Annotated in this window: 19 protein-coding genes; 17 read left to right on the top strand and 2 right to left on the bottom strand. The window is 57.5% G+C overall.

Going from position 1 to position 24,918, the window contains the following annotated elements; all coding sequences use genetic code 11:
- Positions 1-2: 2 nt before the first annotated feature.
- From X735_RS165165 to X735_RS1000000166690, 16 genes are all read left to right on the top strand, one after another.
- Entirely contained in the window at positions 3-1,061 is a 1,059-nt protein-coding gene (locus X735_RS165165) for a DUF977 family protein (RefSeq protein WP_031212199.1), read from the top strand.
- A gap of 655 nt (positions 1,062-1,716) precedes the next feature.
- The gene (locus X735_RS165170) at positions 1,717-2,043 is read left to right on the top strand and encodes a hypothetical protein (protein WP_245273032.1); all 327 of its coding nucleotides are present in this window, start codon (positions 1,717-1,719) and stop codon (positions 2,041-2,043) included.
- Between the two features lie 328 nt (positions 2,044-2,371).
- On the top strand, positions 2,372-2,692 hold the full coding sequence (locus X735_RS1000000169195; protein ID WP_023808541.1) for a hypothetical protein: 321 nt from the start codon (positions 2,372-2,374) through the stop codon (positions 2,690-2,692).
- Between the two features lie 121 nt (positions 2,693-2,813).
- On the top strand, positions 2,814-3,623 hold the full coding sequence (locus X735_RS165180; protein ID WP_023808540.1) for a CpsB/CapC family capsule biosynthesis tyrosine phosphatase: 810 nt from the start codon (positions 2,814-2,816) through the stop codon (positions 3,621-3,623).
- Positions 3,623-4,405 carry a polysaccharide biosynthesis/export family protein gene (locus X735_RS165185; RefSeq protein WP_031212196.1) on the top strand — a complete coding sequence of 261 codons (783 nt, stop codon included), beginning with the start codon at positions 3,623-3,625 and terminating at the stop codon, positions 4,403-4,405. Before X735_RS165180 ends, X735_RS165185 begins: the two co-directional genes overlap by 1 nt.
- 29 nt (positions 4,406-4,434) lie before the next feature.
- Positions 4,435-6,813 (top strand): polysaccharide biosynthesis tyrosine autokinase, encoded by a 2,379-nt coding sequence (locus X735_RS165190; protein WP_023808538.1) that lies wholly within the window; start codon positions 4,435-4,437, stop codon positions 6,811-6,813.
- Complete coding sequence (locus X735_RS165195) at positions 6,701-7,960, top strand: hypothetical protein (protein ID WP_032908594.1); 1,260 nt, start codon at positions 6,701-6,703, stop codon at positions 7,958-7,960. Before X735_RS165190 ends, X735_RS165195 begins: the two co-directional genes overlap by 113 nt.
- Entirely contained in the window at positions 7,957-9,288 is a 1,332-nt protein-coding gene (locus tag X735_RS165200; protein ID WP_031212191.1) for an O-antigen ligase family protein, read from the top strand. The genes X735_RS165195 and X735_RS165200 overlap by 4 nt, the downstream gene beginning before the upstream one ends.
- Before the next feature lie 144 nt (positions 9,289-9,432).
- The gene (gene rfbA, locus X735_RS165205) at positions 9,433-10,314 is read left to right on the top strand and encodes a glucose-1-phosphate thymidylyltransferase RfbA (protein ID WP_023808535.1); all 882 of its coding nucleotides are present in this window, start codon (positions 9,433-9,435) and stop codon (positions 10,312-10,314) included.
- 3 nt (positions 10,315-10,317) lie between these two features.
- Positions 10,318-10,869, top strand: coding sequence for a dTDP-4-dehydrorhamnose 3,5-epimerase (gene rfbC / locus X735_RS165210; protein WP_023808534.1), 552 nt, complete (start codon positions 10,318-10,320; stop codon positions 10,867-10,869).
- 22 nt (positions 10,870-10,891) lie between these two features.
- Positions 10,892-11,962, top strand: a complete 1,071-nt coding sequence (gene rfbB, locus X735_RS165215) for a dTDP-glucose 4,6-dehydratase (RefSeq protein ID WP_023808533.1) — start codon at positions 10,892-10,894, stop codon at positions 11,960-11,962.
- Positions 11,959-12,861, top strand: coding sequence for a dTDP-4-dehydrorhamnose reductase (gene rfbD / locus X735_RS165220; RefSeq protein WP_023808532.1), 903 nt, complete (start codon positions 11,959-11,961; stop codon positions 12,859-12,861). The genes rfbB and rfbD overlap by 4 nt, the downstream gene beginning before the upstream one ends.
- A complete protein-coding gene (locus tag X735_RS165230; RefSeq protein WP_081734721.1) occupies positions 12,858-17,441 on the top strand; it encodes a glycoside hydrolase family 99-like domain-containing protein in 4,584 nt (1,527 codons plus the stop codon). The genes rfbD and X735_RS165230 overlap by 4 nt, the downstream gene beginning before the upstream one ends.
- 54 nt (positions 17,442-17,495) lie before the next feature.
- On the top strand, positions 17,496-18,608 hold the full coding sequence (locus X735_RS165235; RefSeq protein ID WP_023808529.1) for a polysaccharide pyruvyl transferase family protein: 1,113 nt from the start codon (positions 17,496-17,498) through the stop codon (positions 18,606-18,608).
- 75 nt (positions 18,609-18,683) lie between these two features.
- Positions 18,684-19,415 carry a class I SAM-dependent methyltransferase gene (locus X735_RS0133395; protein WP_031212187.1) on the top strand — a complete coding sequence of 244 codons (732 nt, stop codon included), beginning with the start codon at positions 18,684-18,686 and terminating at the stop codon, positions 19,413-19,415.
- Between the two features lie 333 nt (positions 19,416-19,748).
- The gene (locus X735_RS1000000166690; protein ID WP_023808527.1) at positions 19,749-20,867 is read left to right on the top strand and encodes an acyltransferase; all 1,119 of its coding nucleotides are present in this window, start codon (positions 19,749-19,751) and stop codon (positions 20,865-20,867) included.
- A gap of 123 nt (positions 20,868-20,990) precedes the next feature.
- Here X735_RS1000000166690 and X735_RS165240 read toward each other — a convergent pair whose 3' ends face one another.
- Entirely contained in the window at positions 20,991-21,731 is a 741-nt protein-coding gene (locus X735_RS165240; RefSeq protein WP_023808526.1) for an ABC transporter ATP-binding protein, read from the bottom strand.
- A gap of 7 nt (positions 21,732-21,738) precedes the next feature.
- Positions 21,739-22,626, bottom strand: a complete 888-nt coding sequence (locus tag X735_RS165245) for an ABC transporter permease (protein ID WP_245273030.1) — start codon at positions 22,624-22,626, stop codon at positions 21,739-21,741.
- 310 nt (positions 22,627-22,936) lie between these two features.
- On the opposite strand from X735_RS165245, the gene X735_RS165250 reads away from it, so the two are divergent.
- Positions 22,937-24,913 (top strand): nucleoside-diphosphate sugar epimerase/dehydratase, encoded by a 1,977-nt coding sequence (locus X735_RS165250; RefSeq protein WP_031212183.1) that lies wholly within the window; start codon positions 22,937-22,939, stop codon positions 24,911-24,913.
- Positions 24,914-24,918 lie beyond the last annotated feature (5 nt).

Below are 24,918 nucleotides of genomic sequence, written 5' to 3'. Positions count from 1 at the left end.
GTATGACCCTGAAGATCGACTCTCTGCAAATTACCACCGAGATCCTTGCCCTGGTCTCGGAGATCGACGAATTCAAAGGGGCTTGGCGAGCGCTGGGCGCGCTCGCTCCGGAGCGCCTATCGGCTCTGCGCCGCGTTGCGACCATCGAGAGCATCGGCTCTTCTACCCGTATCGAAGGAAGCAGGCTTACTGACGGCGAAGTGGAGCGGCTGCTCGCCAACCTCGACATCAAATTCTTTGAGTCCCGAGACGAGCAGGAAGTCGCCGGATATGCGCAGGTCATGGAAATGATCTTCGCGCATTTCGATGCGATTGATCTGACCGAAAACCACCTGACACAACTACACCGTGACCTGCTGGCGTTCAGCAACAAGGATGAACGCCATCGCGGTGCATATAAGACACTCGCCAATAATGTCAGTGCGTTCGATGCCGACGGGAAAGAGATTGGCGTCATTTTCGAAACGGCGACGCCCTTCGATACACCAAAGCGGATGAAGGAGCTTATCGAGTGGACTCGCAACACACTCAACGAGCAAAGCCTGCACCCTCTGCTCGTCGTCGCAATCTTCACGGTGGTGTTTCTGGAGATACACCCATTCCAGGACGGGAATGGACGGCTGTCGCGCGTTCTGACGACGCTCCTGCTGATGCGCAGCGGATATGCGTATGTGCCTTACTCTTCCCTCGAAAGCGTGATTGAGAACAGCAAGGAAGGCTACTATCTGGCGCTACGCCAGACCCAGAAGACGATCCGCAGCCCGAACCCCAATTGGCAGCCATGGGCTGTGTATTTCCTGCGCGCTCTGCAGCAGCAAAAGCGGAGGTTGGAGAAAAAAATCGAGCGGGAACGCCTTGTGCTCGGCACGTTGCCCGAACTCTCGCTGCAAATCGTTGAGGCCATCAATGAGCGTGGGCGCATAACCATCAGCGAGATCGTCAACTTGACAGGTGCAAACCGAAACACCGTCAAAAAACACTTGGCCATTCTGGTCGAAGCGAACCATCTGGCCCAACATGGAACCGGCAAGGGAACGTGGTACGGCCAAAATAGGCGGTAAAGGCTCCAAGTCTGAGGCACGTCGACTTGGTGAATTGGATCGAGGTGGGGGCATGGAGCCAGATCTCTATGGCCGAGAGATGAGGAATGGGTAGCCGAGCCGGCCGTCTACCCCGTTGGCCGCGATTGGTATCGAGCCGATCTCGAATTACATGCTGTCAGCAGGAATATCTACACCGAAAATGTATCTATAATTCAATATATTAGCTTGGGTGTCGGAAGGTTTGGCGCGCTCAGCTTGGTCAAATCTTATCGAGCCAGTCACCGCGGAAAGGAGACCTCAAATTTTTGCCCGATAATAAGAAACCTGTGAAAGTTAGTCGAAAACTATTAATGCGATTTGGCTAAAGTACTGTGCTCGGACAGACACGCATCAGCTTAAATCGCCTCGCGCGCGCGAAACAGGTTGGAATTGTGGCCAAAAACTGGTACGCGCTGATGCACTGCCTTTGACTGGGTGCGTCTGAAGTGGTGCAGCAAGAAGGGATCGAAGACTGATGAACCTTGTGGTCAAAACTGCGCTTGCCGTATTTGTCGTGTCAATCGGGTTTGGTCCAGCTTCATCGTTTGCCCAGGATGCTTCGTGCAGCTGCGCGACACCCTATCAAGGTTCGGCAAACCCGATCGGATCCATCCGTTCCGCCATCGGTGATGTGATGGTGTCGCAGACGGCGGGCTATGGCGCTGCCAAGGTTGGAAGCGCGCTCGATTTCGGCAGCCGTGTGGTGGTTGGCGCCAAGGGCGCGGCCTCCGTTCTGGTCGGCGGCTGCAATCTGGAGGTTTCGGCCAATTCGAGCCTCGACGTTTCCCGCCTTGGCGACAACATTTGCCTCAAGCTTGTCGGCTCGGAGCAGACGGCTGCTATTCAGCCCTCCGGCGGCGGCGCTGGGTTCGGTCCGCCGGAGACGATTTTCGCCGGGGCGCTTCTGACGTCTGGCGTGCTCGCGGCGACGCAGGACGACGACAACGGCGTCAGCCGCTGACGAAGATATGGCGGCGTCGGCCGCTGTAGAGAAGGGTCTGGATAGGTTGGCGGGCCGGCTGGTTTATTGGGTTTGTTAACCATATTGTTCTATTGGGGCGGGGCGGGCTGTAATTCGTACCAACAGGGCGAGTTACAGATTTTGGTGGGGTAAAATGATGAGTTGCCATCGGTTCGGGGCTGCTTTTGCTTTTGTTGCATTCGTCGCAGGGGGCGTCCTGTTCGCCGAGCCCGAGGCTGTAGCTCAGCAAACCTGTTCCTGTCTTGCGCCCGTGCCGGCGTCCGAAGACGCGATAGGTCGTCTTACGCAGGTCCGGGGTGATGTCCAGATGTCCCAGGCCGGCGGCTATGCAGGGGTGGATGCCGAGGCGCCGGTGTATGCGGGCGCGCGCATCATGACCGGGTCGCAGGCGTCTGCTTCGCTGGCTATCGGAGCCAATTGCGCGCTCGATATTCCAGCCAATGCCACCGTCAAGGTCGACCCTATCGAAGGCGGCATGTGCGTTTCGCTTGAGACACCATCTGCGACGATCGTACCCGCCAGCTCAGAACCTGGCATGCTGCCGGTTCTCTTGGGCGGCGCCGCCGTCGGTGGTGCCGTCGCCCTTATTATCGGCCTGCAGGATGACGACGACGCGGTCAGCCAATAGGCGGGATACGACCCCCGTTGTTTTGCGTAAATTTGTCAAATGCGTCATTCGCCTTCATGCGGGTGACGCGTTTCTATTTTTGTCGAGGCGAAGCTTTGCCTCCTCTCAACCAGAAACGCCAATGATCGACCTGCATTCACATATCCTGCCCGGTCTCGATGACGGTTCTCCTGACTTGGCCATGTCGCTGGAGATGGCACGGCTGGCAGTCGCCGACGGTACAACGCATATGGCATGTACGCCGCATGTAATGCCTGGGGTTTATGAGAACGCCACGCAAAACATTGCCGAGGCTGTTCAGGCGTTGGAACTGGAGCTTCATCGCGCTGCCATACCGCTTACCCTATACGTTGGCGCTGATGTTCATCTCGCGCCTGATCTTTCCGATCGATTGAGGCTTGGTACGGTGCCGACTCTGAACGGATCCCGCTATTTTCTGTTCGAACCGCCACATCACATTCTGCCTCCGCGGCTCGAAGACTTCGCCGCGCGTCTCATAGGCGCCGGCTTCGTGCCGATCCTCACTCATCCAGAGCGGTTGACCTGGATCAAGGCGAATTACGACGTCATCGAGAGGTTGAATACGCTAGGCTGCCTTATTCAGCTCACGGCTGATTCTGTGACGGGGGCCTTTGGACGTACGGCGCTCTACTACTCGGAGAAGCTGCTGGATGAGGGCAGGGTGGATATTGTCGCCTCCGACACGCACGGCGCCAGCCGGCGGCGGCCAGGGCTTTCGCAGGCGGTTGTCGCCATCGCGAACCGGTGTGGGGAAGATGAGGCTTACAACATGGCAGTGAAACGCCCGGACGCGATATTGCAAAATCGGCCGCTCGTGCCCATCGGAAAGCAAAGCGCGAGGAAATCGGGCGGCAGCAGTGCGGGGCGGTTTGGCGGATTGGGCCGGTTGTTCAAGAGCGGGGCTCTTTGATGGGCATTTTCGATCTTGCAAGAAGTCATGCGGGCACCGTGCCCGCTTTGCTCGCATCGCTAGCAATATCTGCTTGCGCAAGCACTTCGTCGACATCGACGTCCTCCACCAGTTCTGTCGATGCGCTGCAGCCGATGGCGTCTTCATCGGCGCTCTCAGGCGGTGGTACGCTGCAGGTGGTCAAGGATCTCCCGCCGCCGCAGAATACCCAGAACGGCAGCGAGCAGCCGCTGTCTGCCAACGATGTACTCGAGGTCAGTGTGTTTCAGGTCGATAATTTGAACAGAACAGTTCAGGTCGACGCGGGCGGGCAGATTTCGCTTCCGCTGATTGGAACCATGACTGCAGCCGGCAAGACCGTTCGTCAGCTCGAGAAGGAAATCGAGACTGCCTACGGTGAAAAGTACTTGCAGTCGCCTGACGTGACGATTTTCGTCAAGGAGTCGATTGGCCAGCGCATCACGGTCGATGGTGAAGTCAACAAGGCCGGCATTTATCCGGTGTCCAGCAGCGCTTCCTTGCTCGACGCGATCGCCCTTGCCGGAGGGTTCAATCCGGTCGGTGATGCCGGCAAGGTCTTCGTCTATCGCAATGTCGGCCAAAACAAGCTGGTCGCAAATTACAATGTCGAGGAAATCCGCGCCGGCAAGAACCGCAACCCGCGGATCTATGGCGGCGACGTGGTCGTCGTTTTTGCTTCGAAGTCGAAAATCGCGATGAACAATTTGAAGGATGCGCTGGGCCTCGCCTCCAGCGCTGCCCGCATTGCGGTCATTCCGTAGACACGGACAACTCCAGGATCACCTCGCGCATGCTCGATCGTAACAGGCAGCCCCAACTTGCCGGACCCGGACATGGCCAGGCCGTGTCCGCGGACTCCTATTACGACGTGCCGCAAAACTACGGTCCCTATGGTCGCGACTATGCGGGCCAGGATGAGGGGTTCAACCCGCTCAAGCTGCTTTTATACATCGTCCAGTATCGCTGGCTGATCGTCATGATGGCGGCGGCCGGGCTCGTTGCCGGCGTCATCGTGACGATGATGCAGACACCAAAATATCTGGCGACGACGCAGCTCGAAGTTCTGGTGCCTTCGGCGAAAGTGTTTCAGGACATTGAGGTTGTTTCCGAAAACAGCGACGTCCGGGCCTTCCTGACCGCTCGGGAGAAGCTGAAGAGCCGGGCATTGGCTCAGCGCGTGGTGTTCCAGCTTGGGCTTAGCGAAAAACCGGATTTTCTGTTTCCGACGCCGAGCTTTTCCCCGAGCAATATTGTCTACCGTGCGTTCGGGATGTCCAAGTCACCCTCCATTGAGGAGAAAACGCCCGAAGAGCGCGAGGCAATTGCGATCAAGCGCATCCAGGAAGATCTGACGGTCAATCTGGTCACCAATACAAGCCTGCTATCGATCACCTTCGTCGATCAAAAGCCGAAATATGCAAGCGACGTTGCCAATCAGGTTGCGCAGAGTTTTATCGATCAACGTCTCGATCAGACCAGCGAGACCTCTGATCTGGCACGGCAGTTCATCCAGGAACAGGTTTTGCAAGTGAAGCAAAAGCTGCAGACCTCCGAAGAGGAACTGGTCACCTATGCAAAAGATGCCGGTATCACGGTTACCCGCGATGACAAATCGCTGATCGGCTCCAACATCGAAGCCCTGAACACCGCCCTGGCCACGGCAATCCAGGAGCGTCTTGATGCGGGGCGGGTGGTCGATCAGATAGAAAAGGGCCGCGGGTCGAGCCTCGGTCCGGTTCTGGAAAGCGAAGGTTTGCAGAAGCTTAGCGATAAGCTGGCGGATCTGACCAGCCAGTATCAGCAGAAATTGGGCATCCTGAAGCCCGGTTTTCCGGAAATGCAGCAATTGCAATCGCAGATCAAGGAACTGCAGCGACTCTACAACAACGGCGTGCTGGCGATAACCGATTCGTTGCGGCTGAAATATCAGGAAGCGCAGAACAAGGAAACCGACCTCAACTCCAAGCTCGCGGAGATGGAGAGGCAGCAGGTCGTCTTCAACGACAAGAATATCAAATACACGATCCTGAAACGCGAAGTCGACTCCAACCGGTCGCAGTATGACAGCCTTATCGCCAAGCTGAATGAAGTCGGCGTTAGCTCGGAGCTCAAGACGCAAAGCGCTGCAATAGTCGATTTCGCTTCGCTGCCCACAGCCCCCTATTCTCCACGTCTGAGCATCAATCTTGCAGTCGCTCTCGCGCTTTTCATGGCCCTGGCTGCATCGATCATCTACATCATCGAGTTGCTGAACAACACTTTCACCAACCCGGAGCAGATCGAGAAAGAGCTGGGGCTGGCGATGCTCGGCATCCTGCCGCTTGTCGGTGACCGCGAACTCATAGCCAGCATCGCCGATCAAAAATCCGGGCTCTCCGAGGCCTATCGTTCGCTGCGAACATCGCTGCAGTTCTCCGGTGCGGAGGGCGCGCCGCGATCGCTGCTGGTGACCAGTTCGGAACCGTCGGAAGGCAAGTCGACCACGTCGTTCAAGCTTGGCCAGGATTTCGCGGCACTCGGCGCAAGGGTTCTGCTTGTCGACGGCGATCTCCGCAAACCCAACCTGCACCGGCTGTTCGGCCTCGACAATGCGATCGGGTTGAGCAACCTGCTGACAAATACCGTTCGCAAGGACGATCTGCCGAGCATTTTCAGACCGACGAAATACCCCAATGTCACCGTGCTGACGTCCGGAACGATTCCGCCGAATCCGGCCGACCTGCTCTCGTCGCCGAAGATGGCGTTGATCTTGACCAATCTAGGCAAACGCTTCGATCTGGTCATCATCGACGCCCCGCCGGTCGTCGGTCTTTCCGACGCACCAATCCTCAGCCGGCTTGCCGAAGGCACGTTGATGGTCGTTTCGACCAATCAGGTCACACGCAAGTCAGCCAAAACGGCACTCAAGCGTCTGCGCTCAGCCGGTGCGAACGTGATCGGAGCGGCGATGTCGAAATTTACGGTCAACAAGTTCGATTACAATTACGCCTATAAATACATGAACTATCAGTACTACGACTATGGCGCGAGTACCCCGAAAATTGAGGGCAAAGTCGATGACCGAGCAGGCCAGCCCGCTCACGCGAAATCTCCGGCGTTCAGGCGTTTGGTTCGTCGCCTCCGTTCTGGTGTTGGCGGTTTCGTCGATAGGGCTAAGTCGGCTTCTTGAGTCGGAAACGCCGGCCGTCTCGCTTGCGCTTGATCCGTTGAACACAGATGCCTTGATAGGCGAAATTGCCGGTCGGTTGAGCGAAACAGGCGACGGTGTTGATCTCGACGTCTTGGCAGCAAAGGCGAGGGGCGCGCTTCGTTTCAACGTCGCGGACGCCCGGCTCTACAGCCTGATAGGCGAGATTGAGTATCGACAAGGCGAGAAAGACGAGGCTTTTGAACTCTTCGACCAGGCTCGAAAGCTGTCCAAGACCGAAATCCATTCGCTTCAGAGATCGATCGATCGCTCGATCGAGGTGGGCGATCTGTCAAAGGCCGTTGCCGAGATCGACACGTTGCTGCGCCGGTGGCCCGACAGATTTCCAGTCATTGCGGCAGGCTTGCCGGCTATTCTTTCAAACCCGGACGGATATCAGGCTGTCCTGGCAGCCTTAAGGATCGAGGCGCCGTGGAGATCCAATCTTTTCTCCGCCCTTGGTAAGGATCCGCGGGGCCTGCGCGTCGCAAATCAACTGTTGCTTGACCTTGCCGGATCGAGCTCACGACCGACGTCGAAGGAATTGTCTGCCGTAATCGACGGGTATATCCGGCAGAAGGAATACGAGGCGGCCTATCGGCTGTTCCTGTTCAGTCTGTCCGATCAGGAGCGGACACTGGCCGGATACATTTTCAACGGCGGCTTTGAGCATATCCTCAGCGACAAGCCATTCGACTGGCAGGTTCGCGACCGCTCCGGTCTGGAAATTACCTTTGCCGGGGCGCGCGATGTCGGCGAAAGCGATAGCGGAGCGACTGTCCGGTTCCTGAATACGCCGGTGAAGAACGCCGCGCTCCAGCAATACGTTGGATTGCCTCCCGGCTCCTACAGGATTTCCCTGATCGCCTCCGCGAGAAACCTGAAGCTGCCCAAGCAGTTGTTCTGGTCCATCAGATGCGCGGATCCGGCGGGCGAAATAGCTCGGTTCGATATTCCGGAAGGCACATTCAATCGGCGGCAGTTGAGCCTGGATTTCGCAATCGGACCAAGCGCGTGTCCCATGCAATTGTTGCGGCTGGAAACAGCTGCCATCGCTGAGAGCTGGCGATTTCGGTACGTTGGCACGCTGGTCATGCACAAATTGAGCATCGAAAGAGTTTCATCTTGAGAGAGCGGTCAACCCGGTCCACGGAATGGGAAAAATATCTGCTTGGGTCGGTTCTTTTCCTGTCAGTGCTGATTGGCGGCGGCACCGCGAGCGGTCTCTATACCGAAGCGCTGATCGAGGTGGCGGCGATTGTCGCGGCCGCGGCCGTCTTTTCAATGCCGTCGGAGCACGGCATCCCTCGCTCGGCCCTGTGGTTGCTTGCTCTGGGCCTAGCCGTGTTCTGTTTTCAGATCGTGCCGCTGCCTGCCGCCCTGTTGAGCGGATTGCGGCCTGAGGTTTTACTTGCAAATCCATGGCTGAGCGGTGAAACCGGGCTGCGTTTCGTCAGTGTCGGCGTGGGACGGACGATCGAGTGTCTGTTGTACTTCGTGGCGATGGCTGCATTCTTTCTGAGCGTCACCCGCCTGCGCCCAGATCAGGTCTACGGTCTTCTGCCCTTCTTTTTGATGGGTGTCATCTGTAACGGATTGGCTGCGGCGATCCAGTATTCGCTCTCCGACACGGTTGCCATACAGGGTTTGCTGCCGTTCACGATCAATGCGGGACTGTTTGCCAACCAAAACCATTTTTCAGCTTTGCTCTTCGTCTCCATCCCCTTCGTCGTCTACTACGGCCTGTTTCGCGGGCACCTTCTGTCCGGGTCGCTCGGTTTGATAACGCTGCTGCTGCTGCTTCTGGCCGCCGGTTCGCGCGCCGGTATTCTGATAGGGCTGGCGATCACAATAATATCGGTTGTCTTTCTGTCCGCGCGCTCGAGGCTGGGTGGGTATGGAATACCCGCTGTCTTCATCGGGCTTTCGCTCTACACGATCGGGGCGTGGACGAAGATCGATGCGGAAGTGGTTGATCCGGCCTTTGGACGGGCCGAATTTGCTCGCACGACGATCGCGGGAATTGAAGAGAACTGGGCGACGGGCGTCGGCTTTGGGAGTTTTCCGAAAGTCTACCAGATTTACGAAAAGGGAGAGATGATCTTCAAGCCCTACGTCAATCACGCCCACAATGATTATCTGGAGTTGGCACTTGAAGGTGGCGCGCCTGTTGTCTTTCTGGTCGCGGCCTACTCGGTATTGCTTTTTGCGTTTTCCCTTGCGGCACGGCGAGATCCGCTGCAGAAAATGGCATTTCTCTCAGTATCGTTTCTGCTCGTTCATTCCCTGGTCGATTATCCCATGCGAACGGCGGCGCTTGCGATGACTTTCGCCTATATGAATGGCATCATCTTTCACAAGGGATTCGCTGGGCGGTTAAGCCAGAGAGGCGAGTCGACCGAGGCCCATGATGACAATCTGCTTGTTCCCGTCAGGCCGGCCTTGGCAAGACGATAGCAATGCGTCGCCTGGAATTGGCCATGGATTGGCGCTGGACCGTGACCCGGTCGTTTGCCGAACGCCGAGATTGACAAGCCATTGCATGGAACCTAAGCACGGGCGGCTGGGGCCGGGGGGTTCAGGCATGTCAAGGAGAGCTTCTTGAAAGGAATTATCCTTGCTGGAGGCAGTGGAACGCGTCTTTATCCACTAACATTAGCAGTCTCTAAGCAAATTCTGCCGATATACGACAAGCCGATGATCTATTATCCGCTGAGCGTTCTGATGCTCGCGGGTATCCGTGAAATTCTGATCATTTCGACGCCGCGTGACCTGCCGATTTTTCGCGATCTGCTTGGCGATGGATCGGAGTTCGGCCTCGACCTGTCCTATGCCGAGCAACCGCAGCCCAACGGGCTGGCGGAGGCCTTCATCATCGGCCGCAATTTCATCGGCAAGGACAACGTGTCGATGATCCTCGGCGACAACATCTATTTCGGCGATGGGCTGTCGCAGCTTTGCCGCGACGCTGCCTCGCGCGAAAAGGGCGCTTCGGTGTTCGCCTATCATGTCGAGGATCCCCAGCGTTATGGCGTGGTTTCCTTCGACAAGGCCACGGGAACGGCGCTGACGATCGAGGAAAAGCCGCAGGTGCCGAAATCCAACTGGGCGGTCACCGGTCTCTACTTTTATGACAACGACGTCGTCGACATCGCCCCTGCCATCCGTCCCTCGGCGCGCGGCGAGCTCGAGATCACGGCGGTCAACAACGTCTACCTCGAGCGCGGCCAGTTGCATGTGCATCGGTTGGGGCGCGGCTTTGCCTGGCTCGACACCGGCACGCATGACAGCCTGCATGAGGCCTCGTCATTCGTGCGCACCATCGAGCACCGCCAGGGCATCAAGGTCGCCTGTCCCGAAGAGATCGCCTTTGAACAGGGTTGGCTGACAGTGGACCAGGTTCTGCGTCGCGCCGACCACCTGGGCAAGAATGAATATGCCGCCTATCTGCGCCGGCGTGTCGTCGACCTGTCGGAGGGCTAGGCGTTGGAGGTCAGGCCCCTTGGCATCGATGGCGTGCTGGAAATCGTGCCGAAGCGACATGGCGACGCGCGCGGCTTCTTCGTGGAAACCTACAATGCCGAGCGCTTTTCGCAGGCCGGCATAGACCTGGCTTTCGTGCAGGACAATCATTCCTATTCCGCCGCGGCGGGCGTCTTGCGAGGGCTTCATTATCAGCTTGCGCCGCGCGCGCAGGACAAGCTGCTGCGCGTCATCCGGGGCAGCATTCTCGATGTGGCCGTCGACATTCGCCGCGGTTCGAAAACATTCGGAAAATGGGTCGCTCTCGAAGTGTCGGCCGAAAAGGGCAACCAGATTCTGGTGCCGAAAGGCTTCGCGCACGGCTTCGTGACGCTCGTGCCTGACACCGAGGTCCTGTATAAGGTGACCGACACCTATTCGCAGGCGCATGATCGGTCGATCCGTTTCGACGATCCCGACATCGGCATCGAATGGCCGTCATTGACCGGCGGGTTCCAACTCTCGGACAAGGACCTCAAGGCGCCGCTACTGGCTGCCGCCGAGGTGTTCGCCTGATGGGTTACGTGAGGACAGCGGCATGAATTTTCTGGTGACGGGCGGTGCTGGCTTTATCGGTTCCGCGGTGTGCCGGCATCTATGCGCCAACCCGGCCTATCGGGTGACCAATCTCGACAAGCTTACCTATGCGGGAAACCTGGCCTCGCTGCGGCCGATCGAGAACGCACACAATTATCGCTTCGCGCAGGCCGATATCTGCGACGAAAAGGCGGTGCTCGACATCCTCCGGCGCGACGATATCGACATCGTCATGAACCTTGCCGCCGAGAGCCATGTCGACCGCTCGATCGATGGGCCGGGCACCTTCATCGAAACCAACATCGTCGGCACCTACAAGATGCTCAATGCCGCGCTGGAATACTGGCGCGGCCTGCCCGAAGACAGGAAGAGCCATTTCCGCTTCCATCATGTCTCGACTGATGAGGTGTTCGGCGATCTTCCCTTCGATGGCGGCATGTTCGTCGAGGAAACGCCCTACGCCCCATCCTCGCCCTATTCCGCCTCGAAAGCGGCCTCGGACCATCTGGTGCGGGCCTGGCACGAAACCTATGGCCTGCCGGTCGTGCTTTCCAATTGCTCGAACAATTACGGACCCTATCACTTTCCCGAAAAGCTGATCCCGCTGGTCATCCTCAATGCGCTCGATGAAAAGCCGCTGCCGGTCTATGGCGCCGGCGCCAATGTGCGCGACTGGCTGTTCGTCGAGGATCACGCACGCGCGCTGGAACTTGTCGCGACCAGGGGACTGCCCGGCGAAAGCTACAATGTCGGCGGCAATTCCGAGCGGACGAACCTTGGCGTCGTCGAGACGATCTGCGATCTGCTCGACAGCAGGCGGCCGCGGGCAGGGGGCAAGAGCTATCGCGACCTGATTTCCTTCGTCACCGACCGCCCCGGTCACGATCGCCGCTATGCCATCGACGCCTCGAAGATAGGCCGGGACCTGGGCTGGGCGCCCAATGAGAATTTCGACAGCGGCCTCGCCAAGACCGTCGACTGGTTTCTCGACAACACATGGTGGTGGGGACCGATCCGCGAGCAGCGCTATGCCGGTGAACGGCTGGGCGAAGCACGCAAGGGGGCGGCGTGAGGCTGGTTGTCACCGGACGCGACGGACAGGTCGCGGCGAGCCTTGCGGAGGCCGGCCAGGCGGCCGACGGCGTTGAGGTCATAGCCATTGGCCGTCCGCAACTCGACCTTGCAAGACCTGACACGGTGATCGAAGCCATCGCGGCCGCGAAGCCGGGTATCGTCGTGTCGGCTGCCGCCTACACGGCGGTGGATCAGGCCGAGGACGAGCCCGATCTGGCATTCGCGGTGAACGCCGTCGGCGCCGGCAAGGTGGCGCAAGCGGCGGCGCTGCTTGGCGTTCCCGTCATCCATCTATCGACTGACTATGTCTTCGACGGCACCAAGGACGCCGCCTATGTCGAGACCGACGCGACCGCACCAGCCAGCGTCTATGGCGCCTCCAAGCTTGCCGGCGAACAGGCGGTTGCATCAGCCAATCCGCGCCATCTGATCCTGCGCACGGCATGGGTCTACAGTCCGTTCGGCAAGAATTTCGTGAAAACCATGCTGCGGCTGGCCGCCGACCGCGACGAGATCGCGGTGGTGGCCGATCAGTGGGGAAATCCGACATCGGCACTTGATATCGCCGACGCGATCCTGCATGCGGCGGCACAGCTGCACGACGGCGCCGCCACATCCGGCATCTATCATCTGACCGGAACCGGCGAGGCCAACTGGAGCGGCTTTGCCCGCCATATCCTGGACACAAGCCGCGTGTTGGGTGGTCCTTGGGCGCGGGTACGGGACATTGCTACGATGGATTATCCGACCAAGGCGCGCCGCCCCGCCAATTCCCGGCTGTCGAGCGCGAAATTCGCCGACGTGTTCGGGTGGAGGGCGCCGGACTGGCGTCAATCGACGGGGGCGGTGGTGCACCGGCTCCTAGCCGGTGAGACGAAACAGGCATTGACGGCATGAACAAGCACCCTTCAGCGGAAAACACGCGCGATGCGATGCCTGCCGGCAAGGCACGCGCCAAAGCCAAAACGGCAAGGCCTGCAAAGCAGGCTCTTTCACTTCGTGACCTGTACGACGCGCATCGCGGCAAAGTGTCGGATAAATGGTCGATCTATCTCAGCACCTACGACCATATTTTTTCAGAGTATCGAGACAGGCCGGTTCGAATCCTGGAAATCGGAGTTCAGAATGGCGGATCCCTGGAGATATGGCAGAAATATTTCCCCAATGCTGAAATAATCGTTGGTTGTGACGTCAATCTGGCTTGCGGGAATCTCGTTTTCGACAGCCGGAAGATAAAGATCTCCGTAGGTGACGCCAATACTGATGAAACAGAGCGCGACATCATCTCGATGTCGGAAAAGTATGATATTATAATTGATGACGGATCGCACCTATCCTCGGATATAATACGCTCGTTCGCACGATATTTCCCCCATCTTTCCGAAGGGGGCATGTACCTCGCCGAGGATTTGCATTGCAGTTACTGGCAGGAGTTCGAGGGCGGTCTCTACGATCCGCTTTCCTCGATGTCGTTTTTCAAGCGTCTGCTTGATGTGGTCAACCATGAGCATTGGGGGCTGGATCGCCGTCGGGTCGATGCCTTGGCGATTTTCGCCGACAGGCACCAAGTCGCATTTGATGAAGCTTCTCTCGCATCGGTTCATTCCGTCGAGTTCTTGAACTCGCTTTGCATTGTAACGAAGCTGCCAATTCCGGAAAACGTCCTGGGCGCGCGCAACGTGCACGGGCGGGTCGCGCTCGCCGACGGGAGCGTGGTTCTTCTCGACGAGACGAAGAGCAAGGCGATCGATCAAACCGGAAATCCATGGTCGTTGAAGTCAACAACGATGGAGGAGGAGATCGAAACCAACCGGAAATTGGTGGGGCATCATGGGGCGCGTATCGAGGCTTTCTCCAGCGAGATGGCTGAAATGCGAGAACAAATCCGGACCTACAAAGACGAGATCTCAAGCGCAAGGACACAAGTCAGCGCAAGAGACGACGAGATTGCTCAAGGGCGGACACAGATCATTGCGAGAGACAAGGAGATCGAGCTCCTGCAACAAAATTTGTCGATGGCGCACAGGGCGACGAGTGCGCTGCTTGCGGATCGCGACGAGGCGCGATCCGAGGAAATCCGGTTGCATGAGGTTCTCGATGCCGTTTATGCCAGCACATCCTGGCGAGTGACCAAGCCTCTGCGCGGGATTGGGAGCCGCGTCCACGCTATCGGCACCGCTCGCATGACGATCCGCCGCTTGGCAATTCGCGGCGCTTACGCTTGTTGGCACAATCTGCCGCTCTCCATCGACCTCAAGCGAAAATTGAAGAGAGCAGCGTTTTCGACCTTTCCTTCGCTGTTTGGCGTTACAAATGCCTACCGCGCCTGGAGAAGCATGGAGGCACCCCAAACGCCTTTGGGCAGCAACGAGATGGTCTTGCGCGGGGCGCTGGTCAGTTCCGGTCCGATCTTTGCGCCCGAACCCGTCTATGTGCCGGTTCTCAAGGCGCCGCCACTGCTCCAGAAGCCGGTGCGCGTCATCGCGTTCTACCTGCCGCAATTCCACCCGATCCCCGAAAACGATGAATGGTGGGGGCAGGGCTTCACCGAATGGACCAATGTGAGGCCCGCTGAGCCGCAATTTATCGGCCATCACCAGCCGCACGTGCCGGATGCGCTCGGGTATTATGATCTGCGCGACACTGCAGTTCAGCGCCGCCAGATAGAGCTGGCAAAGCTCTATGGCGTGGAAGGTTTCTGCTTCTATTTTTATTGGTTCGCCGGCAAGCGGCTTCTGGAAAAGCCGCTTGAGAACTGGCTCGGGGACAAGAGCCTCGACATGCCGTTCTGCGTCTGCTGGGCCAACGAGAACTGGTCGCGTCGCTGGGACGGGATGGACCAGGAAATCCTCATCGCGCAGGATCACTCCCCCCAGGACGACCTCGCCTTTATCGCCGAGGTCGCGCCTTATCTCCGTGACCCTCGCTACATCCGCATCGATGGCAAGCCGCTGTTGCTGGTCTACCGACCAAGCCTGCTCCCGGCGGCGGGTGAGACAGCGCGGCGCTGGCGGACCTGGTGCCGGGAGAATGGTGTTGGCGAGATTTTCCTAGCCTACACCCAGTCCTTCGAATCTGTGCCTCCCCACCGCTACGGGTTCGATGCCGCAGTGGAATTTCCGCCAAACAATTCCGCGCCGCCAAATGTCACGCATACAGTGACGCCGCTGCATGAGGATTTTGCCACGACCGTCTATGACTGGTCGGTATTCCCACAACGCAGCGAAACCTATTCATCCCGCAAATACAAGCTCTTCCGTTCGGTTTGCCCGGGCTGGGACAATACCGCACGCCGCAAGCGCGGTGGCACGGTGTTCATCAACAACACCCCCGCGCTGTATCGCAGATGGCTGGACAATGCTATTGAGGACACCTTGGCCCATATTAGCGAGCCATCCGAGCGGCTGGTTTTCGTCAATGCCTGGAACGAGTGGGCGGAAGGCGCTCACCTGGAGCCCGATAGCGTTAACGGCCACGCCTATCTGCAAGCGACCCGCGACGCTTTGGAGGCGGCGAAGGGGATCTCCAAGGCAAGGATTGCAATCGTTTCCCACGACGCCCACCCGCATGGGGCGCAATTGCTGGCTCTCAATGTGGCCAAGGGATTTAAGCGGCTTGGTTTTGAGCCCGATCTCATCGTGCTGGGCGACGGGCCGCTGCTCGGCCGTTTCGCCCACGCCGCGACCGTGCACAGGATCGACTTGCCTGAACAAGGCGATGCCGATGTGTTGAAACGCCTGGCCACCATTAGAAACAACGGTGCCGAGGTCGCCGTCGTGAATACCACCGTATCCGGAAAGCTCGTCCCGCTGCTGAAGCAGGCGGGGTTCCGCACCGTTTGCCTCGTCCACGAACTGCCCGGAATATTGGCGTCCTACGGTCTTGCTGACGCAGCCGCAGCCATTGCTGAGAGCGCTGACACGGTCGTTTTCCCAGCCGAGATCGTCAAAGCCGGATTCGAAGAGTTTGTTGGCCAACCGGTCAGCCAGTCGGTAGTCAGGCCGCAAGGACTCTATCTGCGTACGCCCTATCTCGCCGATGATCGCCAGCAGGTCCGCGAGGCGGTCCGCGCAAGATTAGGGCTTTCGACCAACGCAAGCATCATACTGTGCGCGGGCTATGCCGACCATCGCAAGGGCCTCGATCTTTTCGTTGATGCTTGCCTCAAGGTGATGGCATCCAGGCCGGATGCGGTTGCAGTCTGGGTCGGTCATGTCGATACTGTCTTTCACGCCAAGCAAATGCGGCGTGTGAAGGAAGCGGGACTGGAGGGCCGCTTCGTCTTTGTCGGATTGGTGGAAAATCCGCAGGAATACTATTTCGCCGCTGATATCTACGCCTTGACCTCGCGTGAAGATCCGTTCCCTTCGGTGGTGCTTGAGGCGCTGGATGCCACAGTGCCGGTCGTTGCCTTTGAGGGCGCTGGTGGCTTCCAGGATCTGCTGAAGCGGGATTGCGGAATCCTCGTGCAGGCATTCGACACCGATGCGATGGCCGAGGTCATTGGCAATCTGCTCGACAATCCAAGTGAAGCCCGGCGTCTCGCCAGCGTTGGCCGGGATATTGTCCGCCAGGAATTCAGCTTCAGCCAATACCTACATGACCTGCTGATTTACGCCGAAAGGCCGCTGCCGCGGGTGTCGGTCATCGTGCCGAACTACAACTACGCCCCATACCTGGGCGCACGTCTAGGCTCCATCGTCGATCAGACGATAAAGCCCTACGAGTTGATCGTGCTTGACGATGCTTCGACCGATGAAAGCGTAGAAGTCATCGAGGAATTTCTGGCCGGTTGCGACATCCCATACCGGCTGGTCGTCAATGCGCAGAATTCAGGCTCGGTATTCCGCCAATGGATGCGGGGGGTCGAAATGGCGCGCGGCGATTATGTCTGGATCGCCGAAGCCGACGACCTCGCCGATCCCGATTTTCTGGCCGAGCTTCTGCCCGCCTTCGAACGTGAGGAGGTGGTGATGAGCTACTGCCAGTCGCGCCAGATGGACGGCGCCGGCCGGGTTCTGTCCGAACACTATCTCGACTATGTGTCGGACATCGACCGGTCTCGCTGGACGAAACCCTACGTCGTGGACGGCCGCCAGGAAATCGCCGAGGCGCTTTACCTTAAGAACACCATTCCGAACGTCAGTGGCGTCTTGTTTCGAAGGGAGGCGCTCAGGAATGCACTGGCCAAACACAGCGAAGAGATCATGTCGTTGCGCAACGCCGGGGATTGGGTGACATATTTGCGTCTGCTCGAAAATGGTTCGATCGCTTTTTCCCCGCGTTCGCTCAATTCACACCGGCGGCATCAGTCGAGCGTAACCATAGGAAATTTCGATCTCAGGCATCTACAGGAGATCAGGCAGGTACAGGCCAACACAATCCGCAGCCACGATCTTGGATCTGCCGCGCTTGAACGGGCGAGCGTCTACGCCCGTGAACTCAGTGAACGATTTGGTATCCCAATTCAAGAATGACGACGTTGGTGGCTGTGGAGAATTAGATGTCTACAGAGCGTCGAGGAGATTTTAGTGAGAGTTCTTTTTCTGGGAGCGCCAATAGCTCCGCATCCTGATCCGCAGATTGCTTTTGAAAAGAAATTCGAAATCATTGGATACAACACCGGAAACCTTCTGATAGGGCAGTCTCTATTCGAGGAACTTCGCTTTGAAGAGTTCGGTCAGGGGTTGGGCTATTCCCCGCAAGAAGCAAACGAACGTTTCGACATCATTGCTATCGCCGCAGCGAATTTCATTTTCAAAAATTTTGATTTGTCCTATTTGGCTGACTTTATCGAGCCGACCAAGCTGCCATGCCTGGTTGCCGGCCTCGGGGCGCAAGCTTCTATCATCGGTGACAAAGTCACAGATATCCCAGAGGGCAGTAAACGCTTCCTTCGTATCATATCGGAACGCAGCAAGACCGTGGGCGTGCGTGGCCATTTTACGGCTGAAGTCATGAATGACTTTGCGATAAAGAACGTCAAAGAGGTTGGATGCCCAAGTTTGTTTCGCAAATTGCGTCCGGACTTGAAGATAAAGAGGCCAGGAAGAGACGCCGAACTGAGAGTTGCAGTGAACGGATCACGCAACGTATTTCTTCATTCGGCCAATCCCGAAGCTGCCCGGCGCGTTGAAGCTGATCTTTTGAAATTATCCGCTCATAAAAAATATCCATATGTTCTTCAGAACGAAGAACCGGAAATGAAAATGCTACTTTCCAGAGATGGGAGAGAAGATGATTTTGAGGTCGCCCAGGCAGTGCTCGGGCAGATGAACATGGAAATGGATCCGTCGCTCTATGTAAAGCACGTCAAAGAGGACGCAAAAATGTTCTTTGATCTGGCAGAGTGGGATGCGTACATCTCGAAGTTTGACTATTCGGTAGGAACGCGCTTCCATGGAAACCTGATCGCATTAACCAACGGTGTTCCTGCAACCATAATTTCCCATGATTCGAGGACGACGGAAATGGCGGAACTTATGAGCATCCCGCACATCCCGGTCGATAAAGTGGGACAATTGGACGTCCACGAGCTTGTGCAGGCTGGTAACTATGATGAGTTTCAGCGCAAGTACACTGTTCTATATGATCGTTTTGCCCAATTCCTTTCGGAAAATGGGGTTGCCCACCGGCTAGAGTAGCACCGTGAAGCTGAGCTCGTACCGAAGCAGCATTCTGCTTACGGCTTCGTTTTTTGAAAATCCTGATGGTGCTCCATGAATTCCGATTCTCATCCAGTTTACCGCCGGGCAGGTTACTGCCCAATCTGTGAAGCCAATGTCGAGTTTTCCGCCAACTATGATTGGTATCGTGATCATCTGCTCTGCTCCAGATGTGGATCGATCCCGCGCGAGCGCGCTTTGGCTCTTACGCTCACGCGACATATCCCTCGTTGGCGCAACCTTGTTATTCATGAATCCTCTCCCACTCCCCGCGGGATTTCTCCGAAGTTGAAGCGGGAATGTGCCGGGTATGTTGAATCGCAGTACTTTCCCGGAGAGCGTTTGGGCTCGTCCGTCAAGGGCTTCCGAAACGAGAACTTGGAGGCGCAGACATTTGGTGATGCGACTTTCGATGTCGTCGTTACACTTGATGTCATGGAGCATGTGAATATGCCGGAGCGGGTGACAAAGGAGATTGTCCGCACCCTGAAACCAGGCGGCGCTTACCTGTTCACCGTTCCCACCTACAAGGGCAAGATCGACAGTGAGCGCCGTGCGCTCTACAGGCCGGACGGAACGATCCAGCACACCGGCGAGCCGGAATATCATGGGAATCCGGTTAGCGATGCTGGTTCGCTGGTAACATTTCACTACGGCTATGACCTTCCAGAACTGATCCACCGGTGGTCAGGAATGGACGTCGAGGTGTGCCGTTTTCACGATCACTGGCACGGAATAGTAGGCGAATTTACAGAAGTATATTTGGCACGGAAACACGCCCGCTAAAGAATTTTTCTGCTTAGTCGGTGTTATACTCTACAGCTTTGAAGTAGCTCTCGCACTCGGTCGGGAAGGACAGCCCAATTGGAAGGCCTCGGACACCTACCTCTTGCCAACGATCTTCGGGAGCCCGATTACATGGCGACATGCGGCAGCGACGGCTTTCATGCAAGCTTGCGAAAGGCCGTGAACGTGCCGAGGTAATAAGCCGGCGGCGGTTGAGGCAGCGAGTGTATGGGGATCGGTGAAAGCTTAGGTCGGAGCCGAAGAAAAGCGAATGGTCGCGGGTACCCCAGACAGACAGTAGGACGAGTTGGTTTGAGTTACAAGCGAGACGGAATGAATACGGAGATACGCCCCGAAAACAAGACCGCGCGGATTGATCTGCCAGGCCTTCTTGCAATGCGCTGCTACGCGGCGCTATCGATTGTACTCTTTCACATGGTCTGGCTCACGAAGCTGGAGATTCCCCATTATCTAGGATTCGTCCGATCGCACTTTGGCTATGGCGTGCCGCTGTTCTTTATCGTCAGCGCTTTCGGATTGTTTGTCGGTTATAGCAGCAAGATTGGCTCGCGGGATGATCTGCGGGAATACTACTTGCGCCGCTTCCTTCGGATTGCGCCGCTGTTTTATTTCATGATGGCGTTCTATTTCCCACTCTACTGGATGTTTGGCGCCGCGCAGTTTCCCACCTCGCCGTTTGCTCTCGGGTACGTCGTCAGCTCTGCACTGTTCATCTTCAATCTGACGCCCCAGTATGTGACCGGCTACGTCATGGCCTCGTGGACGATCGGCATCGAAATGGCCTTCTATGCCATTCTGCCATTGCTGGTTTTTGCAGTGACCGATCTTACGCGCTCACTGGTCTTCCTAGCCGTGGTCGTGTTCGTCACAGTTAGCTGGGATGCTGCGTTCCAAGGGACAACAGGGCCAATCGCGGCATTTGGTGGATATTCGCTGGTTGGCCACATGGTGAATTTTGCAGCCGGCATAGCCGGATATCACGTTTGGCTTAAGCTTCGTCAAACCTCCCCTCTGGCCGGTCAGGCAGTATTTGGCGTCAGTTTATTGGCGGTCATCGGCCTGATCGACTTTTCTGCCTACATCCCTGGTTTAGGCGGGCGCGTAGCGTGGGCGGTCGCTCTAGCTGGAGCAGTAGTCGGAGTTTCTCTTCATCCGGCAAGATGGTTCGTGAACCGAGTTGCAATGACCCTCGGGAACGCCAGCTTCAGCCTCTATCTCTGGCACCCTGTTGTTCTGGTCGGCTTGGAGAGGTGCGGCCTGTATCGCACGATCTATTCAGCATTCAGCGGCGCATCCGTCCCGTTCTTCGTCTCGACCATCTGCACTCTTGCTGTATTGATTCCTTTGGCGCTGGTGAGCTATCGATACATCGAGCGGCCCGGCATGGGCCTCGCGAAACGCTTGTCCAGGCGATCTCTAGCAGGCAGTTGACCAATCGCGCGCGCAATTCATTTTAGTAACGTCCACAGGGCGCAACGTTGGCATACTCAACCGCAGCAGGTGCGACGAATTGGGAATCTGAACTGCGAGCATATAGTATCCGGGAAGAGTACCTTAAGACTTAGCTCGCGTTCCAGCCCTCTCTGCAGGTTTCGTCGTGAAGGCTTCGACCCTTCCGTTCTTAAGCGTCATTCTCTTCGTACATACGCTTTCGAGCAGGCTCTCATTGTGGGTCGCCAGGACGATGATGCCTGCCTTCTCTGCCAGTTCATCCATGCGTCGCTTGGCTTTTTCTTGAAATTGGGCGTCGCCGGCGCCGATCCACTCGTCCATCAGCAGAATTTCGGGGTCAAGGGCTGTAGCCGCTGAGAAAGCAAGGCGAGCGGCCATACCCTGGCTATAGGTTTTGAAGGGGACATCGATAAAGTCGCCAAGTTCGCTGAAGGCGATGATCTCCGGCATTTTTTCTTGGATCTCGGCCTCGGTCCACCCGCTGATCAAACCCCTCAGAACAATGTTTCGCCGCCCCGTCGCTTCGGGGCGAAATCCTATGTTGATGTTGAACAAAGCGTCGACTTTGCCTTCAATGGCTACTGTGCCGGCCGATGGCTGATAGATGCCGTACAACACCTTGAGCAGTGTCGTCTTGCCGGCCCCGTTTGGGCCGACCAAGCCCAAACGGTCGCCCGCTTTGAGTTCAAAGCTGACATCTTCCAGCGCCTGCACGACCTGCTTGCCGCCGGATCGTCCGATTTTGCCTCCAAGACCACCCAGGCGCCGGTCAGGCGCCGTAAGCGTCAATTTTTCGTAGAGGCGGTAGGCGAGGCTGACATTGTCCAGCTTGATGGAAATCATTTTGAGCTCAGATCAGGAAAACGACGCGCTTGCGATATCCGCCCAGCAGCAGCAACGCAACCGCCCAGAAAGCCAAGGAGATGTAGGCTGTCACAACAAAGGGATGGGTTGGGAATTCGCCGCTCGCGATTGGCGCACGCACCACTTCCAGGAAATATGTGAACGGATTCCAATGATAGGCATAGTTCTGTATACCGCCTTGCCCATGATAGGCCCAGAAGACTGGCGTAAGAAACGTGCCGACTCGCATGATGTTGCCGACGATGAACTGAGCATCGGGAAAGAATGCGCCCAGGAATGCGAAAACCATTACGATTGCAGGGGTCGCGAGCACAATCAGCAACAACCCCGGGATCGACAAAAGCCACTCAGCGCTGATTCCCAAACCGCTCAGCAGCAGGATGACGATGCAACCCGCGACCGAATAGCTCGCTCGGATGATACATTGCACCGTCAGCCGCATCACATACACGAAGAGTGGCAGCCTCGTACCTTGAATGAAACTGGCTTCGCGCGAGAACAGGGGCACGCTCAGGCTGATCATCTCCATAAGGTAGAACCAGACAACTAGGCCGATCGAGGCATAGGCCGTGTATCCGGCCGAATCCGTGTCCTTGGTCTTGAAAACGAAGATGAAAGTGCCGATGAATGCCAGATAATTGACCAGCATCCAAAGCGGGCCGAGCGTCGTGCGTCTGTGCTGGTCGCCGATGTCCTCATGGGCAAGCGCAATCCAGACCCGGTGTAATCTCATGGCCTTTGAGATGTCGTCAAAAGCGCCGTTTAGTGCCGCAATCATAGCTGGGAGTATCGCAATCCGTTGTTCTGGCGCATTATTCTTCGCTGGCCATAGCGAACCACCAAGCCCGTCTCTAATAGCCATTTCGATGGGCATATGGCAACGCATTGCGTCGTAACGCGGTGGGGAGCAGAGTCAACTGCGGCAAAACTGAACGCATGCTGTCTAGCTTACTTTAGCTTTTGATAATGTTGACTTTGCGGCAACCGCCCGAGCAAGATCCATGTTCTCCACTGGACGCTTCTTGTCCGAAAAAAACTCTGGCTATGCCCTCGCCCCCGCAGTATGCGATACAGCACGGCGGGGGCCGGGGATGGCACTTGAGTAAGGTGATCGGTCGCGAAGTATCTTCGTGTCGCACCTCGCTGGTGTCGATGCCCCTGAGCCTGGAGTCTAGTGCCGTCCAATGAATTCCCACCTCGAAGCTGTGTTCGGGCTCAGGCCACAGATGCGGCGCGCCTTCATCATGGTCCAGGACGTGGTCATGGTCCTGGTCGCCGTGGCACTCAGCCTCGTGCTTTCGCGGTCGAATCTTTCGTTCGACGCGCTCTCCGAGGAGGGTCTGGCGACATGGGCGGGCATTGTCGTCATCAGCCATTTGCTGTTCCGCTACAGTGGCCTCTACACCACCGTCTGGCGCTTCGCCTCGACGCCGGACTTTTTCAACATCCTGAAGAGCTGCGCGATCTTGACGTTCACTCTTTATGTGGCGTCGCTGCTGCTGCGGTTTTACCGGCCGGTCGCGGGGCTCAACGAGCGTCAGTTCATCGTCTTCTTCCTCGTCTCCTTCACCATAATATCGGCACCCCGGCTATTCTACCGCTTCCTGCGTGACGGCGCGAGCTGGGGGATTCTGAGCCGCAAGACCGACATCAGGCAGGCCAAGCGCGCTCTGTTCGTCGGCCGGCTCGACGAGGCCGACCTGATCATTCGCTTCACGCGCACGGCGCAACCGGCGGACTATTCCATCGCCGGCATCATGGCGACCGAGCGCGGCGCACCGTTGGGCACGCGGATTCAAGGTGTTCCCGTGGTGGCGACCATGCCGCGCCTGATCGATGTCCTGGAAGACTATGCGACCGGCACCAAAAGCCTGGACTTGCTGATTTTCGGCAGCGGCGCCGAGCACGAAATCGAGGACTATTCGGAACTCGTGCGCATTGCCCGGCACGGCGACATAAATGTGGTGCAGTTCTCAGGCCTTTCGGAGCTGGAACAGCACGGAAAGCTGGTTCTCGACACCGTTGAGATGGAAACGATCCTGCGCCGTCCGGCGGTCGCGTCCGACATCCAGCGCATCGGCGCCTTTGTCAGCGGCAAACGCGTTCTGGTGACCGGCGGCGCCGGTTCGATCGGCCAGACGCTGGTCAAGCGGTCGCTGGAACTGGGAGCCGAGGCGGTGTTGGTCGCCGACAACTCCGAGTTCGGCATTTTCCAGTTGAGCCAGTATGTTGACGAGAAGGACCATGACCGGCTCAAGGTCCGCATCGTCGATGTCGCGGACCGGCGCCAGATAACGCGTGTCGTCACGGAATTCCGGCCGGACATCATCTTTCATGCCGCGGCGCTCAAGCACGTTCCGCTGCTCGAGGAAAACTGGGATTCAGCCGTTCAAACCAACATTTTCGGAACGCTCGTCTGCGCCGAAGTTGCCGCCAAGTGCGGGGTTGCGCAATTTGTCCTGATATCGAGCGACAAGGCGGTGGATCCCTCATCAGTGCTCGGCATGACGAAGCGGGCCGCCGAACAGATCATCAGCGCCTTGCATGGCCAGACGGGCGGGCGTGACCCGGCCACCAAGTTCATTGCAGTGCGGTTCGGCAATGTCTTCGGCAGCAATGGTTCGGTGGCGACCATATTCCAGGCGCAAATCGAGGCTGGGGGGCCCGTCACCATCACCGACCGGCGCATGACGCGCTATTTCATGACCGTGGCCGAAGCCGTCGATCTCGTCATCATGTCGGCGGCCGATGCCGCGTCGCGGCAGAGCGGACACGATTATGCCGTCTATATGCTCGACATGGGCAAGCCGGTGCCGATCCTTGAAGTGGCCGAAACGATGATCCGCTTGTCCGGAAAGAGCCCATACAAGGACATCGCGATCCGGTTCACCGGCATCAGGCCGGGCGAAAAACTTCACGAAACGCTGCATGGCGAAGACGAGGAACTCGTAGAACTCGGCATCTCGAAGGTTTTCGGCCTCAGCACGGACGTCGTGGAATGGTCGGATGTCCAGGTCGCGCTCACGGCGCTGCAGCAGTCGGCGAAAAACCAGGACAAGGCTGCCGCGCTCGCCGCATTGGCAGGTCTCGACCGCGCCAAGAAGGCCAGGGAGAGTGCACGTCAAGACGCGATCCCGAAAACGGCCGGGCAGGCGAGCTAGGTTCA

It is taken from the genome of Mesorhizobium sp. L2C084A000, from assembly GCF_000502875.1.
In the GTDB taxonomy this organism is placed as follows: Bacteria; Pseudomonadota; Alphaproteobacteria; order Rhizobiales; family Rhizobiaceae; genus Mesorhizobium.
This window is presented reverse-complemented; position numbering and strand designations above follow the sequence as displayed.